The sequence below is a fragment of the Shewanella sp. MBTL60-112-B2 genome, from assembly GCF_019655055.1.
Taxonomy (GTDB): Bacteria; Pseudomonadota; Gammaproteobacteria; order Enterobacterales; family Shewanellaceae; genus Shewanella.
On the sequence record NZ_BPFA01000019.1, the window covers coordinates 1 to 16,764 of the forward strand.

12 protein-coding genes are annotated in these 16,764 nt (G+C 45.7%); 5 read left to right on the forward strand and 7 right to left on the reverse strand.

All coding sequences use genetic code 11. From position 1 onward, the window contains the following. Positions 1–226: 226 nt before the first annotated feature. From ahpC to K5Q73_RS12765, 3 genes are all read left to right on the forward strand, one after another. Positions 227–796: an alkyl hydroperoxide reductase subunit C gene (ahpC, locus tag K5Q73_RS12755; protein ID WP_220759113.1), complete on the forward strand. Its 570-nt coding sequence runs from the start codon at positions 227–229 to the stop codon at positions 794–796. Positions 797–1,091: 295 nt separating this feature from the next. Beyond that, the gene (gene ahpF, locus K5Q73_RS12760) at positions 1,092–2,678 is read left to right on the forward strand and encodes an alkyl hydroperoxide reductase subunit F (protein ID WP_220759114.1); all 1,587 of its coding nucleotides are present in this window, start codon (positions 1,092–1,094) and stop codon (positions 2,676–2,678) included. A 189-nt stretch (positions 2,679–2,867) separates the two neighbouring features. Further along, entirely contained in the window at positions 2,868–3,989 is a 1,122-nt protein-coding gene (locus K5Q73_RS12765) for a membrane-associated sensor domain-containing protein (protein WP_259650686.1), read from the forward strand. A gap of 58 nt (positions 3,990–4,047) precedes the next feature. Here K5Q73_RS12765 and K5Q73_RS12770 read toward each other — a convergent pair whose 3' ends face one another. From K5Q73_RS12770 to K5Q73_RS12790, 5 genes are all read right to left on the reverse strand, one after another. Then, positions 4,048–4,245 (reverse strand): cytoplasmic protein, encoded by a 198-nt coding sequence (locus tag K5Q73_RS12770; RefSeq protein WP_220759116.1) that lies wholly within the window; start codon positions 4,243–4,245, stop codon positions 4,048–4,050. A 410-nt stretch (positions 4,246–4,655) separates the two neighbouring features. Beyond that, complete coding sequence (locus K5Q73_RS12775; RefSeq protein WP_220759117.1) at positions 4,656–4,937, reverse strand: hypothetical protein; 282 nt, start codon at positions 4,935–4,937, stop codon at positions 4,656–4,658. 32 nt (positions 4,938–4,969) lie between these two features. After that, positions 4,970–5,320, reverse strand: a complete 351-nt coding sequence (locus K5Q73_RS12780) for a RidA family protein (RefSeq protein ID WP_220759118.1) — start codon at positions 5,318–5,320, stop codon at positions 4,970–4,972. 491 nt (positions 5,321–5,811) lie between these two features. Beyond that, on the reverse strand, positions 5,812–7,254 hold the full coding sequence (locus K5Q73_RS12785; RefSeq protein ID WP_220759119.1) for a thioredoxin family protein: 1,443 nt from the start codon (positions 7,252–7,254) through the stop codon (positions 5,812–5,814). Positions 7,255–7,638: 384 nt separating this feature from the next. Further along, the gene (locus K5Q73_RS12790; protein WP_220759120.1) at positions 7,639–8,055 is read right to left on the reverse strand and encodes a hypothetical protein; all 417 of its coding nucleotides are present in this window, start codon (positions 8,053–8,055) and stop codon (positions 7,639–7,641) included. A gap of 400 nt (positions 8,056–8,455) precedes the next feature. Between K5Q73_RS12790 and K5Q73_RS12795 the strand changes: the two genes are divergently transcribed. Further along, positions 8,456–9,631: a glycerol-3-phosphate dehydrogenase/oxidase gene (locus K5Q73_RS12795; protein ID WP_220759121.1), complete on the forward strand. Its 1,176-nt coding sequence runs from the start codon at positions 8,456–8,458 to the stop codon at positions 9,629–9,631. A 169-nt stretch (positions 9,632–9,800) separates the two neighbouring features. After that, complete coding sequence (gene chrA / locus K5Q73_RS12800) at positions 9,801–11,003, forward strand: chromate efflux transporter (protein WP_220759122.1); 1,203 nt, start codon at positions 9,801–9,803, stop codon at positions 11,001–11,003. Between the two features lie 93 nt (positions 11,004–11,096). Here chrA and fdhF read toward each other — a convergent pair whose 3' ends face one another. Further along, a complete protein-coding gene (gene fdhF, locus K5Q73_RS12805) occupies positions 11,097–15,395 on the reverse strand; it encodes a formate dehydrogenase subunit alpha (protein ID WP_220759123.1) in 4,299 nt (1,432 codons plus the stop codon). Between the two features lie 297 nt (positions 15,396–15,692). After that, entirely contained in the window at positions 15,693–16,685 is a 993-nt protein-coding gene (locus K5Q73_RS12810; protein ID WP_220759124.1) for an ion channel, read from the reverse strand. Positions 16,686–16,764: the final 79 nt, after the last annotated feature.

The following is a 16,764-nucleotide window of genomic DNA, read 5'->3' on the forward strand; positions in this document are numbered from 1 at the left end:
CTGCATAATCATATCTAACTGCTTAATATCATTGAGTTGTTAATTCTATTCGGAATTATCGATTAGGATGATAGCTTTTACTCGTTATGACAAATCGTTTTTCTCGACTACTATGCTTACATCGAAAACGAACTGGCTTTAAGAGACTCATCATCACTCATCCAGTTTGTTGATTTAAATAGAAAATCATCATCAACTTATTTTTAATTACTAAATGGAAGATAAAATGCATCAGTCAATTATCAACTCTACAATTAAGCCATTCTCAGCAACTGCTTTTCACAACGGTGACTTCCACCCAGTAACAGAGCAAGATTTATTAGGTAAGTGGTCTGTCGTATTCTTCTACCCAGCTGACTTTACGTTTGTATGTCCAACTGAGCTGGGCGACATGGCTGACCATTACGAGAAGCTACAGTCTATGGGCGTTGAGGTTTACTCAGTATCGACTGACACTCACTTCACTCACAAAGCATGGCACGCAAGTTCTGACACAATCGGTAAGATCCAGTACCCAATGATTGGTGACCCAACTGGTACTATCACACGTAACTTCGGTGTGATGATTGAGGAAGACGGTCTAGCACTACGCGGCACGTTTGTTATTAACCCAGAAGGCGAGATCAAAGTTGCTGAAGTACATGACCTAGGTATTGGTCGTAGCGCAGCAGAGCTAGTTCGTAAAATTCAAGCTGCTCAGTATGTTGCAACTCACGACGGCGAAGTTTGCCCAGCAGCATGGCAGCCAGGTGAAGCGACTCTAGCTCCTTCAATTGACCTAGTTGGCAAGATTTAATTAGTCAATAGATGATAGCGTGTTAGCGAGCCCCATCTCTCGCTAACACTCAACAAAGTCATCAAGAGATTTCATCTCCACGGTTCAGTCTAGCTTCCCCCTGTAATCTAGGCTGAACAATCTCTTACCAAGCTCATATTTACATTTATTGAAACGAGCAAACGCTAGACTGTACAAACTTTTTATTTTCTATATCACTTTTTATTTTTATCGCGAGTGCTAGGCAAGCGCCGAGAGTTGTTGCTGCCTGTAAAACGCGGATCACAGATTAGCTTTAAGATATTTAGGAGTCATCATGTTAGATGCAAACGTAAAGAATCAACTGAACACTTATTTGCAGAACCTCAAGCATCCAGTTGAGCTGCTTGTATCTGCTGATGACAGCCAAAAAGCACAAGAGCTTAAGTCGTTAGCGGCAGATATTAATAGTTTGTCTTCACTTATCTCGGTAACAGAGCAAGTCGGCGAGCGTACGCCATCAATGTCGGTAATTAACCCGCAATTGAATAGTAAAATTACTTTTGCGGGTCTGCCAATGGGCCATGAGTTTACCTCACTAGTACTTGCGTTGCTGCACAGTGGTGGCCATCCAATTAAGCTTGAAGCCGATGTGATAGAGCAAATTCGTCAATTACCGGGTGAGTACCGCTTCGAGACCTATGTGTCACTCAGCTGTCAGACCTGCCCGGAAGTCGTTCAGGCGCTGAACATGATGGCGGCGATTAACCCAAATATCACTAACGTGATGATTGACGGGTCCTTGTTCCAGGATGAAGTGAATGAGCGCAACATCATGGCGGTGCCGTCTGTATACTTAAATGGCGAGCAGTTCTCAATGGGTGCTATTAGCACGGTTGAAATTTTAAATAAGCTTGATGTCAACGCAGCAGGTAGAAAAGCCGAGCAGCTTAATGACAAAGAACCATTCGAAGTGTTAGTGGTTGGCGGCGGGCCAGCGGGTGCATCGGCGGCAATTTACGCGGCTCGTAAAGGGCTACGTACTGGTATCGTGGCCGATAAGTTTGGTGGTCAAGTTGCTGAAACCGTAGGCATCGAAAACTTTATCTCAGTTAAGGCAACCGAAGGTCCAAAGCTGGTGGCGAATCTTGAAGCTCATGTGCATGAATATGATGTCGATATCATGAACAACCAGCGCGCTTTAAGCCTTAAGTCTGGCGAGTTATTCGAATTAAAGCTGGAAAATGGCGCGGTGCTGCGCAGCAAAACAGTATTGCTAGCAACCGGTGCTCGCTGGCGCGAAATGAACGTACCAGGTGAGCAAGAGTATCGCGGTAGCGGTGTAGCATACTGCCCACATTGTGATGGACCTCTGTTTAAAGGTAAGCGCGTTGCGGTAATCGGTGGCGGTAACTCAGGTATCGAAGCGGCAATTGACTTAGCTAATATTGTTGAGCACGTTACTGTACTAGAGTTTGATAAAGCATTGCGCGCCGATGAGGTGTTGCAGCGTAAGGCCAAATCTATGGGCAACATAGAGATCATCACCCAAGCGATGACTACCGAAGTCACTGGCGATGGTAAGCGCGTTAACGGCCTTAACTATACAGATAGAGCCACAGGCGAAAGTCATCATGTTGAGCTTGCGGGCATATTTGTGCAAATAGGTTTAGTACCAAACTCTGAGTGGCTAAAAGACACCATAGATATGACGGCGCGCGGCGAGATTATTGTCGACGGCAAAGGCGAAACTTCTGTACCTGGTATTTTTGCCGCTGGTGATGTGACCAACTCGGCTTACAAACAGATCATTATTGCCATGGGCAGCGGCGCAACCGCATCGTTAGGCGCATTTGATTACTTAATTCGTCACGATGTGGATGATTCTAGCGGTAATGTTAGCAGTGAAAATGTCGCAGCCTAAAACGATTTGTCGTTAATAAAAAGCCAGCTATATGCTGGCTTTTTTTAGGTTGAAGCAGTGTTAGTTGAAACAGTGTTAGATAAAGCCGTGTTAGGTAAAGCCGTGTTAGGTAAAACAGTTTATAAGGTGTTGAGAGACACGCTTTTAATGGGGTAAGTTAAATTCACTTACCTCCAATTGGAGTCCGTTTTGAAGTCCCACCAATATCAAGCTCAGCTGCAGAGTGAAGCTTTTACTATTATCAAGAGCGGTATTCTCTGGGCAACCTATGTCAGCTGGGTGCTCGCATTTGTAGTCCTGATTAATACTTATTATGTTGATAGCGACGATTTTAAAATCGTTACCTTGCACGCTAAGTTTGTGCCACTGTTAATCACAATTGGACTGGGGTTAGGATTAGTAAGGGGCAAGATCCGTGCTTTGTCACAGATATCTGTAAAGCAGGCCTATTCTTACCTTATTATGCTCATCGCCTCATGGTGCTACTTGCTAATAAGTTTAGCTTCGTTAGCAGAGCAGAATATGCATGGCATTGAGTCGTTAGCAGATATATTAGTATTAGTCTTTGCACTCGCCCTGTTTCCAAACCGAAATGTGATGCTACTCGGGATCTTACCTTTCTTGGTGTTTAGCTCGGCTTATCATGCGCTTGAGTACTCGACAGTGCTGATTTATCCCATCACAAAATTTTTGTGTTTCTTGGGGATTATTTTATCCGGACAAAAGATTATCTCAGGCTGGTTTTTTATGGCGGTGATGCGGAGCATAGAAAAAAAGAAGCTGTTAGAGCAATTTAAGCGCTTAGCCTTAATTGATGGTTTGACTAATATCAGTAATCGTCGTCACTTTGATGATGTGTTATCTCAAGAGATAAAAGCATCACTGAGGAGTGAGCAGCCGCTATCAGTGATTATGGTCGATGTGGACTTTTTTAAACCTTTAAACGATACCTTAGGCCATCAAATGGGCGATAAGTACCTAAAAAAGGTCGCCAGCGTGTTAAATAGTGCTGTAGAGCGACCAAGAGATCTGGTGGCTCGCTACGGCGGAGAAGAGTTTGTTATCGCGTTGCCTGATACCGATTTAGGCGGTGCTATTCGAGTCGCTGAAAAGATTAAACAGGCAATATCGGATGCAGAACTGCACCACCCAAGCTCGAAAGTTTCAGGCTATGTTACCGTCTCTCAAGGTGTAGCGCAGTGGCAAGAGGGAATGGTTCCTGCTCAGCTGCTAGGGATGACTGATAAGCTGTTATATCAAGCCAAGTCTAGCGGCAGAGATTGTTATTGCTCTGAGCATCAAGCTCTTTAAGTCGTCGCGACTTTAGCTCCTACGACTAACTACGAGAGAAGCTTGATGGTGTGACTCTTTAGGCCGTGGTATTGATATTATGGCCGCTATTTCCTACAGGTGCAGCAGGCACATCTGGAATGGCGGCATTAATCAATTGCAGCGCCATTTCGCCTTGCATCTCTTGTTGTGCTTTAGCCATTTGAGCGACTTTTACGCCAACGCTACCATGGCTTAAGTTAGGATCAATATTGGGTGCAGACAGTGAAATAGCCATAGCGGTCTCGATAAGTTGATTACATCGTTAATGTTACTCAGTTATCGGCTTAGTCGTGAGTGACTTGAGATAAGTCGTGTTACAGAGTGTATCTTTTGAAGAAGGCCCTAGGTTCGAGGAAAAGCAGGTTCTAGGAAGGGCTGAGACGGAAAAGCAAAAGGCAAGACGGTTAAGGCTGAGACGGAAAAGCAGGGCCTAGGTCCTAGGTCCTAGGAAAAGCAGGTTCTAGGAAGGGCTAAGACGGAAAAGCACAAGGCTAAGACGGTTCAAGCTGAGACGGGAAGAGCTGCTTAGGTCTTTTGTAGGTTGGGCTTTAGCCCGTCGGCTTTTGATTTTCCTAGCAGGGCGCAGCCCGTCCTCGCAGCGTCCTAGGATCTAGGTCGCTGTATACTTCACTTTATTTGGCCTAGTTATGTATTGCTTATTAGTCTATCGATAGTCGCTTGAGCATCTTTGAAAGAAGCGCCAGTTTGCTTACTATACAACCTAATCGCTTTTAGTTTATGTCCCAATGAAAGTGCAGTTAAAACATCCTTGGATACATGCAATTTTTTATCGTAAAAAATGCCATTCTTTTCCAACAAGGTATCAATCTTGTTTTCGAGCATATTGACCTTTTGCTTGATCACTCTTAATTCGCAGTAGACAACAATCAATGCCACCACGACAAAAGCGATAAAAACTTCATCCATAAAAATCTACTCCCTGTTTTTTTAGCTGCACTCTATCGTTTAACTGCTGTAACCGTCACTTCAATTAGCACATTTCCTTCAAGGGCGACACCAAGACAAGCTCTTTGGGGCCAATGTTCTGGATTACTACCTATCCACTCACACCATTCTTTGTCCATGAGCGGTTTCGACTGCATATCAGAAATATAAACCTGAGCGCTGACAATTTTTGATCTGTCTGAGCCCAGTTCAATTAAATTTTTTGATATGGTTTCTAGGGTTAGTTTTGTTTGTCCCGCTATATCCAGTGCTGTATCCGATGATGTCGCAACAGTCCAAACTAGATCCTTATATGCCGAAGACTTACTTCGTCCCTGATATATCCCTTGCTTCCTTTCGATCATTTTCTAGTCCTTACTACGGCATAACAGCTTATTGATTAGCAGCAGGATTACGTCGCGAGTTGCTTAGTGCTTTTACTCAAGGTATCAGTTGTAACATATGGATGTAAATTGATTGTTTTTCAGTCTTATGTCGAAAGCCTGCCTGGGCCGAAGCGTATAAACATGCGTGGCTGTTTACGGACTTGGTTTTCAATTCTTTATCTTTACCTTCGTGCTCTTCGTGAAAGCGCAGCGCTTCGTGGTGAAATTCATGCTTAGCAGGAGTGATGCCTGAGACGGAAAAGCAGGTTCTAGAAAGCAGGTTCTAGGAAGGGCTGAGACGGAAAAGCACAAGGCTAAGACGGTTCAAGCTGAGACGGGAAGAACTGCTTAGGTCTTTTGTTGGTTGGGTTTTAGCCCGTCCTCGCAGCGCAGCGTACTAGGGCCTAGGTCCTTGTTTTATGGTAGAAGGTCTTAGCTTAATCATAAGCTAAGACCTTTATTCATTTACGTTATGACTTTGCTGCTTGAGCTTTCTCAATACCCTTGCGAATAAGGGTAATGATAATGGTCAATACGATAGAGCTTAAGATAAGCCCAATCGCTAAAGCCACATTCTGCAACGCTGTCGGGTCAAGGGCTAACATACCACCTAGGCCCATCATCATGATGCCTGACATTAGCTTAAGGGTTTGACCCTCTTTCTCGGTCAATTTGCGCTTACCTAGCGATACACTGAAGGCGATAACAATACAGGCTAGCGGGATGACATACACCAGGTTATACATAACCAGGTACATATAGCGCTCGAAGGTATCCAAGTCATGCATAGATAACACGCTGGTGTAAATCATCGGGAAGCCAGCGGTGCACAGTAATTCATAGGCGTTAGCTAAAATCGATAACACCACAGTGCCGGCAATCATAGCGGTCATGCTGCTAGCACTAGTTAACTTACCCATGCGTTTAATGAGGCCAGTGCGGTTCTCGGCAGACATCGACAAGGTGACCTCGCCTTTGGTAAAGAAGTAGTCTTTTATGTTCACCGCGCCTGCTACCAGCGCCAACATACCAGCGCCGAGAATAATCCAACCCCCATCACTCCCCGCGCCAAGTAACTGGAAGATATTGAGCCAAGCGCTCATAAAGATGAAGTAGATAAAGCCGGAGAAAAACACGAAGATCCCGCCTACAATTAGCATGCGGGTGCGGCTCTTGGCATTAACCATTATTGATAGCAGAAACAGCAATACGAAGAAGGCACAAGGGTTAAAGGCATCAACTCCAGCTAAAACCACGGTTAGCAAGGGTAATGACATCTGCTCAGGGTGAACAACACCCACAAGTGGTAGCTCCACAGGTTGCACATCAGAGCTTACTAGCTCATTGCTGGTATCAAGGCCTAAATCACAGGTGCCATCACCACCTGCTTGGCTGTCACTTTCACTGCAAGTTGAAAATAAGCCTGCTGTCGCAGGCGCTGCCTCTGTGTATTGACCTTCGGCTTCAGGAGATAGCTTACCGCCCAATGACACGTAATAAGACTTTAAACGCTGTACTAAAAATTCACCTGTTACAGCTTGGCTGCTATAGCCAACAACTGCCTTTTCACCGCTAGCGAAGTAAGGTACAGAGCGGGCTTCTGTGCCAGTCTGTTTAGCGACCTCTTGCCATACTTCCATAGTATCAGGCGCGGTGATCATATGATCTTCCACTTCTAGCCAGGAGTAACGCTCGGGCAAACTGTCGATAAATGGGTGAGCCTCGGCGCAGTGAGGGCAGGTCTTAGACCAGAAAAAATAGAGTTTTACCTTAAGCTCTCCCTGAGCATTGGTGTAGTGCCATAGGCTGGCTTCATTAGTGGCTGTGCTGCCAACAGCACTGCTAGCTGCAAAGCTGGGAATTGAAAGGCTTGAGAGAAATATAGCAATGAATAATAGAGCGGATTTGACCATGCGAACTCCAAAAAGCAAATGAAGCATGAACTGAAAATTAGGTTACTATTACTCTACGACAATGGTTAGTAATTGCTAAATTAATGTTTTGTTTTTGCTACTGGAATCTCGAATAAGTAACTTTTGCGAACTATGGCTAGTTTTAGGTAACAAAATGAAACTTTTAGTAATAATTATAAAAGCTTGATTAAGAATAGATTAATTATCTAAGAGTGTTGTCGTGAAGGGGGGCTTTGATGGGGCTAACCGCTTGTGAAAGCAATCAGTAGATAGGCACACCGCTGGATAGGTTTATATTGGATTTGCAGCTATTTTAGGATAGCGACAAACCCATATCGTAAGTTTATTGAGGCATAAGCCTGCAGACTGATGTCCGAGCCTTGCTTACTCAGCTTTGCTAGCGACCTGTATAACTTGGTAATCAGTTTCATCTGGGCACCAAGTGACTGATACACTTCGAGTTATATCATTACTTGCGGTCAATATGCGGGTGATTACTGGAACAGAGAAATTCGCCTTGTTAAGCTGGTTTTTAACTCTTTCGATACGACGCTCTGCTAGCCACTTATTATACTGACGCTTTTCTTCAGATGATTGATTTTGACTGACATCAAATTGCAGCAGCAAATAGCCGGTACCCGCTTGGGTATCTTTCGCAAGTTTATCTAGTAGAGAGCCATAATGGCCTTCAAAATAGGAGCTGTTTTTTGCGTAGGGAATGTCAACAATGTGGGTCTTATTATCACATTGTGCAACCGCACTACCTGCGAACAATAAACAAACAGCGGCTAGAGATTTCATCTTAAACATCCTTGATAACGATAAGAATCGTTTGAAAAACTACTACATGAAAACAGTCAGATCTTCCAAATTCGGTGAGAATTTATGCCATTACTAACCCAAATGCAATCATCTTTAGATTAATAATTCTAATGATGAAGTAAGCGATTTTATTGGCTTTGTTGCGTAATGAAGTAGTGATCAGTTATTTGGGCTAGAAAGTATTGGTAGGATGGGGGAATTAAAGCATCGATTTTTTCCATTAACACAAGTATGTTGGAGCTATAGGTGTTGATAATTTTCGAATAGGCTTATCTAAAATCTGTTTGAGCTGCTTGTGAATTTGAGTATAGCCAGATCGAACATACAGAGAGCTTTTTTTAGTAAAAACAAAAGCAGGACTTATATTCAAGGAGCTGAAATGGCGACAGTCGATCTGCTAGTCATAGGTGGAGGCATCAACGGAGCTGGTATTGCCCAGTGCGCTGCGGCCGCTGGCTACAGTGTGCTACTGCTTGAGAAGGAGACTATTGCGGCCCAGACCTCAGCTAATTCCAGTAAACTCATTCATGGTGGACTGCGCTATTTAGAGTCAGGCCAACTGCCGTTAGTGAGAAAGTCTCTAGCCGAACGCAAGGCTCTGTTAAAACTTGCTCCTAACTTGGTCAGCCCTATTCCTTTCTATATTCCCGTATATGAAAACAGCCGTCGTAGTCCTTGGGCAATAAGGGCTGGGCTTAGCTTGTATGCCATGTTGAGTGACTTCGATGCTCTTGGACAGTTTAAGTCAGTTCCTTCTGTGCATTGGTCGAAAATTAAAGGGCTTAAACTCAAAGGGCTCAAGGCTGTGTATCAATATTGGGATGCGCAAACTGACGACAAAATGTTAACTCAGGCCGTAATTAAGAATGCTCGCTCCCTTGGAGCAGATGTGCTTGAGCACGCTCAATGTACCCATATTGAACATTTACAAGAGCAGTGCCTAGTTCGGTATCAATATTCATCCATGGAGCACCAAGTTGAGGCGTTAGCAGTGGTGAATACCGCGGGACCATGGGTTAATCAGGTGCTTGAAACGGTTTTTCCACCGATAACCTCAGTGCCAATTGAATGGGTGCAGGGTAGCCACCTACTGCTCGATATTCCTGCTAATGACGGTATTCTCTATTTGGAGTCTTGCTTCGACAAGCGAGTGGTGTTCGTGATGCCTTGGAAGGGACGAACCCTTATTGGCACTACAGAAACAGTTTTAGCATCACTAGACAGCCAACCTAAGGTAACGCCCGAAGAGGTGGATTATTTACTGGGGATCTACAGTCATTATTTTTCCTGTTTTGGCGATGTAAACGCGTTAAAGGAGCGGCTACTTGATAGCTTTTGTGGAGTTAGAGTATTGCCAGAGCAGGCGGGCACAGCATTCGATCGGCCAAGAGACACGATACTGAAAACTCAGCCAAGCCATCCAAACTTATTGAGTCTTTATGGTGGAAAGTTAACAACCTACAGAAGTACGGCAACAGAAGTTATTGAATGGCTCGAGCAGACCATTGGTGATAGGCAAACCTTAGCTGATTTTGATACGTTGCGGCTTGATTGATAGTTTATACCTGAGTCAATTTTGATAACGACCGCTTTGTTAAACAGCCTTAGAATGTTGCATTTTGTTACTGTGACTTGGGTTTCATTAAACTGTAACGTTAATGTCATACTGTGCGGCAAGTACTGAACAAAAAAGCGCTGTTTAGGGCGCTTTAATATGGATAATTATGTTTCAAATTTTTCTACGTTTTTTCTCCCTTGGTCTAGTTTCCTTTGGTGGCCCTGCTGCGCATATCGGTTACTTTAGGCAGACCTTTGTACAAGAACTTAATTGGCTGGATGATAAACATTACGGCAGTTTAGTTGCTTTAAGCCAGTTTATGCCAGGGCCGGGCTCGAGTCAGGTGGGTTTTGCCATTGGTTATCATAGAGGTGGCTTATTAGGCGGTATTGCTGCGTTTTTAGGTTTTACGCTGCCTTCATTTATTTTGCTGTTTTTACTGGCGGTAACCAGTAGCCAATGGCTCGATTATTCATTTACTCAAGGCATTATTCATGGCCTAAAATTGCTCGCTGTTGTAGTGGTAGCCGATGCTATTTGGATTATGTTTAAGCAGTTTTGTCAGCGTAAACAGGCCAAGCTGTTAATGTTGATGAGCTGCGTAATTATCTTGCTACAACCCTCAATGCTTATGCAGTTTGGTTTATTAATTGCCGCGGCTTTGGTTGGCCGACACTATTTGTCATTAGGTGAGGAATCAGGGCTGTCATCAGAGCTCGATGACGGCGCGCCTGCAGCGTCGCAGCCGGTTAAGCTTAACTTCTTTTGGCTAAGTTTATTCGTTGGTTTGCTACTGGCCTCACTAGTGGTAATTGCGATGTCGAGTCAAACAGGCATCAACAACTTAACCGACCTATTTAGTCAGTTTTACCAAGTGGGTAGTATGGTGTTTGGTGGCGGCCATGTGGTGTTACCGCTACTGCAGCAAAGCGTGGGTGATGCCGTCAGTAACGATCAGTTCTTAACCGGTTATGCCTTAGCGCAGGCGGTACCTGGGCCAATGTTTGCCTTGGCAGCTTTTTTAGGGGCCGAGATCTGGATTGAGCAGCCGCTAATTGGTGCGCTTGTAGCAACGCTGGCAATATTCCTGCCGGGCTTTTTATTGATGCTAGTGGCGCTTAAAAGCTGGCATGCCATTAGTGCTAGGCCACAAGTAACCGGTGCGATAGCGGGCGTGAATGCTTGTGTGGTGGGCTTTTTGTTAGCGGCGCTGTATACGCCTATCTTTACCAGTGCGGTGTTATCACCTCTTGATATGGCGCTGGTGGTATTAGGTTTTGGTCTATTTAAAATCTTTAAGCCAAATATCTTTATCTTAGTCGCAGGCTTTGGTGTGACTGGCGCATTAATCGGCGCGTTTGTAGGCTAAGTAATCGTAAAATTAAAAGGCCGTTAGCGCATGCGCTAACGGCCTTTTTCTTATGCTTGTTTGGACTAAGCCTATACAGGTTCTATACAAGCTCTATACAAGCACAGCTTCAGCCTGCAACGACTCAACCTTTTCGGCTTTAACGGCACAAACCTTAAACTCAGGGATTTTCGCTACTGGATCGAGCGCATTATTGGTGAGTTTATTTGCAGCCGATTCAGCGAAGTGGAACGGCAAGAATAACACCCCAGCTTGAGCGCGTTTGGTGACAAAGGCTTTGATCTCAATTTCACCGCGACGGGTGCTCAACTTGAGCATGTCGCCATTGTTGACCCCGAGCTTTTCAGCATCAAATACCGAGATCATTACCTTGGCACCACCTAGCTGGTTAAGGCCTTCGGTTTTACGAGTCATGGTACCTGTGTGGAACTGCTCTAATAAGCGACCTGTCGATAAGATCAACGGATACTCGTCACATGGCATTTCAGCGGGCAGGCGGTAATGCACCGCACGCATCTTACCTTTGCCGTGAGTAAATTGAGAAGTGTGCAGAATAGGCGTTCCCGGATGGCCTTCAGCCGGACAGGGCCACTGTAGACCTAAACGACCGTTTTCCGTCAGGCTATCGATCACTTTCCAAGTAATACCGCGGTATTGTGGTGTCACCTCGGTGATCTCATGCCAAATTTGCTTCTCACTCTGGTAGCCCCAGTCTTCGCCCATTTGGCTGGCAATAAGCTGAATGATCTCCCAATCATTCTTAGCTAAGCCCGGCGGTGTTACTGCGGGTAGCAGCTGCTGTACACGGCGTTCGGTATTGGTAAAGTGGCCAAGCTTTTCGGCAAAGGCTGCAGCGGGCAAAACGACATCGGCCAGTTCAGCGGTTTCCGTTAAGAAGATATCTTGCACCACCACAAACTCTGCAGCGGCTAAGCCTTGTAGTACGTGCTTCTGATCCGGATCGCTAAGAACAGGGTTTTCACCCATCACATATAGACCCTTTAGCTCGCCGTGTGTGAGGGCGTGCATCATTTCGGTAGCTGAGAAACCAATATCGGCACAAAGATCTTGCTTACCCCAAGCTTCACGGAAGCGCATCTGCACTAACGGGTCATCAAGTTTCTGATAACCACTGAAGTAGTTAGGCAGTGCGCCCATATCGCAGGCCCCCTGAACGTTACTCTGGCCGCGAAGAGGGTTAATGCCTGCGCCTTTAAGGCCGATATTGCCGCATAGTAGCTGCAGGTTCGATATCGCGGTAACGTTATCGTGGCCTGAAGTATGCTGGGTGATCCCCATAGCATAGTAGATAGCCGTTTTCTTTGCGGTACCGATAAGGCGCGCCATTTCGATAATATCTTTAGCGCTAACCCCAGTGATTACTTCGGCGTTCTTTAGACTGTAATCCGTGCTCATCACTTCATCATAGAGCTGACTAAAGCCTTCGACTCGAGCCTGAATGTAATCTAAATCATGCCAATCGTTTTTGATGATCTGTTGCATAATCGCATTGATCAACATCACATCAGAACCTGGTCTTTGCGCCACATAAAGCTGAGCTTTGTCGGCAATAGAGACACGCTTAGGGTCGGCAACGATTAGGCGAGCGCCATGCTCTGTCAATGCTTGCTTGATCTTAGAGGCGATAATTGGGTGAGCGCTTTCGGTGTCAGAGCCAAGGATAAAGATAAGGTCGCTATCTTTGATACTCGGAATATCGTTAGTCATCGCGCCGCTGCCAAGGCTTTCGCGTAGTGCGGTTACCGTCGATGCGTGGCAAAGGCGGGCACAGTGGTCAACGTTGTTGTTGCCAAGCACGCTGCGGAAGAACTTCTGGAAAACGTAGTTATCTTCGTTAGTGGCTTTTGCAGAAGAAAGTCCGGCAATCGCTTTGTCGCCATAGACTTGTTTTATCTGTGCAAAACGCTGAGCAACTACAGAAATTGCTTCATCCCAACTTGCAGGGACTAACTCACCATTTTTACGGACCAATGGCGTGGTTAGGCGCTTATCACTGCCAACAAAGTCAAAGCCAAAGCGACCTTTAACGCACAACATACCTTCATTCACTGGTGATGAGGTATCGCCACTGATCTGTAAGATTTGATTCTTTTGCTCGTCAACATGCATGTTCACTCGGCAACCAATACCACAGTAGGTACAGATGGTTGATACCATCTTAAGCGGTGCCTTTTGCGCTGTGGTTAAGCCTTGAGTCTTATTGCGGGCATCGACTAATGCGCCTGTTGGGCACACTTGTACGCAGTTACCGCACTGTACACAGTCACTGTCATTCATCGAGGCGCTAAAGCCAACACGCGGTGCTCTGCGCTCATTACTGCTATATGAGCTGTCACAAGACATTGGAATGGCTTGGTAATGATCTTTGGCAAACGAGATAGCGTTGTGGCCACTGGCACTTTGACAGATCTCGACACATGAACCACAGCTGATACAGCGGTTAGCATCGAAAGTGATAAATGGTGCACTGGTGTCTATGCTAAAGTGCTGCGCCGCGCTGGTATCTAACTCTGACGCCTTAACCTTATATTCGGTGGCATAATCTCGCAGCTTACAGTCAGTATTTGCCTGACAAGCGCATTCAAGACAGCGCGCGGCTTCTTTCATGGCTTCATCAGCTTCAAAGCCTAGCTCAACCTCACTAAAATTTAGTGCTCGTTGCAGTTCACTTAGCTCAGGCATTTTGCTGCGAGCTTGCGCCGGATTCGATGGATATAACGCATCAGCTTTAAATGACTTAAGGCTGCTGGTTTTGGCCGCTTTAGTCGAATTAAAAGGCTGTTTGACTAGCTCACATGTGAGGCCTTGCGAGAGTAACTTCTCAATTGCATCAGCCGCTTTACGACCATCAGCTACAGCAGCCACCGCGGTGGCAGGCCCTGTACGAGAGTCACCAATCACAAATAGCTTATCGAGTCCGGCCGATTGACCGGCTGACATGGTGTGCTCACAACCTTCGAAGGTGTTCCAGCGGGTCAGGGCTACTTCACCTGTGGCAAGTTGGCTCTGAGGATGCTCAAGAAAGTCCATGTCTGGGGTTTGCGAAACTGCAGGGATCACCGTATCGAATGCTTCGATGAAAGTTTCACCGGTTGACGTCGGGCTCCGACGACCTGAGGCATCTGGCTCTCCAAGTGCCATGACTTCAAAGGTAACGCTGGCCACTCGGCCGTTGTCATCGCTGTGATTCTCAATCGGGTTGGTCAAGAAGTGGAACTTAATCCCTTCTTGCTCAGCTTCATGAATTTCATAGTCTTCAGCTGGCATTTCGTCGCGAGTACGACGATAAATTAGCGTCACATCAGCGCCATCGCGTTTTGCTGTGCGGGCGCAATCGATAGCAGTATTACCACCGCCAATTACAGCAACCTTTTTACCTGTGCTGTATTGCTTGTCTGTGCAGTAATCTTTTAGATAATCCACACCTAAATAACAACCATCAAGCTCAATACCTGGATAATTCATTGGCACGGCTTTTTGCGCGCCAATGGCTAAACAGACAGCATCAAAACCTTCAATCAAGCCGTTAAGGTGGATATCACGGCCAAGACGGGTGTCGGTTTGAATATTCAGGCCGTTTTTACACAAAAGCGCAATCTCTTTATCGAGAATCGCCTTGGGTAGTCGGTACTCAGGAATACCGTAGCGCAACCAGCCACCTGCTTGTGGCATAGACTCAAAAATAGTCACGTCATGGCCATTATTAGACAGGTAATAACCCGCAGAAATACCTGCAGGTCCACTGCCTATGATGGCAACTTTCTTATTGGTTGCTGGCAATCTAGGCGGTACATATGGGTTTTCGCCTTCAAGATCTAGATCGGCAGCGTGACGTTTTAATTGGCGAATAGCCACAGGCTCATCGACTAAACCTCGGCGACACTCAGTTTCACAAAAAGCGGGGCAGACACGGCCAATAGAAAGTGGCAAAGGTAAGGTCTGCTTAATGACTTTAACTGCTTCGCTGTGGTCACCTTGAGCAATATGGTACAGATAAGATTGCACATCGACACCCGCAGGGCAGGCTGTTTGGCACGGGGCTTCACAGTCGGCAAAGTGATTTGACAAAATCACTTGTAGTGCGGCTTTGCGCTGTTTGCTCAGTGCGGCAGATTGGGTAATGACTTCAATATTTTGCTCATTGATGTCGGCAACTCGCGTTTCACAGGCACGGACATTGGTGATGCTGTTATCACGACCAACTAACTCAACATGGCATAGGTTACAGTGCTGTTTGCTGTCGTGGACTAATGAACTGGCTTTGCTCTTACAAAGGTTCGGAATAGCAATGTCTGCGCTAAGCGCTGCATCGAGTAGGGTATCTTGTTGATTGGCAACTAAGGACTTGCCATCAATTATTATTTGTTTCATCGCATGGGCCTTTATTTATTGGGTCACTGCTGGCTCTTAGCGCTGAGGTCGACGACCTTGACGTAAGACCTGCACTCACTGAGACGGACTAGGCGAAATCTTATTTTTCTGAGTATACCTGCGGCCTTTTTTTACGCTGACAATGCAGGTTAAGTTTTCGCTGAAAATGCAGGCGTGCTCACAGGTGGGGTGGTAAGTGTGCGCGTGAATGATTGTGGCTGGTCTGATGTGTGATCTGAGTATCAAGGGGTGTTTTAAAGTGATGTTGGAGTGATTATAAATGGCTAATGACTGACGTTATCGGGTCATTTTCTTAACGAAAACAACCACGAACAGCGCAATGGTAAAACTACCCGTGAAGGCCTCGAAAGCAGCAATAGCCCGAGAGAACCCTATGGGGGTAAAGTCACCATAGCCCAGCGTAGTGAAGGTGACAACTGAATAGTAAATACAGTCGAGAAACAGAATGAAGTTAGTCGCGAAATCGTTATTGAGACTAAAGACCTGTAACTTATCTTCGTATTGTAGCCCGGTAAAGAAGTAGAGCACGGCGCTGATGAGAATAAGAATAAGTGAGAAACCGACAACTCTTAGCGGCGCTTCACCGTATCCACAAAATAGATCGATAGTCTTAGAGATAACACGTTTAAGGCAATATCTGGGCATCTGGTAGCGGCGCATGGTGAGCTCTTTGCGAATATATTGCCCAGACATGGCAAATAGCCCCTCTCTGTCGGCAGCCTTGCGCAGGTCACGATAGATCTCTTCGGCTTGCTCTAAATAGTCCATAGCTCTTTCTTTATCGCCAGCTTTTGTCGCTGCTTGGGCTAGCCTTTCTTGGCGCAAGGTGTTGCCAGTATGCATATTTTCAATTTTGGTTCCGAGCCACTTAACTCCAAGCAGGTTACAATCTTCTAGGTTGGCACAGTGCACTGTGGCGTCTCGTAGATCGGCTTTCATTAGGCTGGCATTTTCTAATTTGATATTAAACAGATGGGCACCGCTTAGGTCGGCGCGATAGAGTTCGGCGTTACTTAAATCGAAGCCGACTTTTTGCTGGTGGCGTACCAGATCGATATTGGTGAGTTTGGCGTGGTTAAGGCTGATGCCTCTGAGCTGACCGCCTTGGCGGGCAAACTCCTCAAGCTTATGAATATCATCGGGGTTGTTCTTGATGATTTTAGGATCATGCCAATAGCACAGGCCTGAGTCGCCTGCGACCTCTCGACAGGTATGTAGATTATTTTCATGGTAACGGCATTGTTTAGTCGTCTGGCTATCTGTGGGCATAAATAACGTCAACCATCAAAGTGGCATGTCATTGTTTGGATAGTATAGAAGTGCAGAGTGTAGACAGCTAGGTTATCCC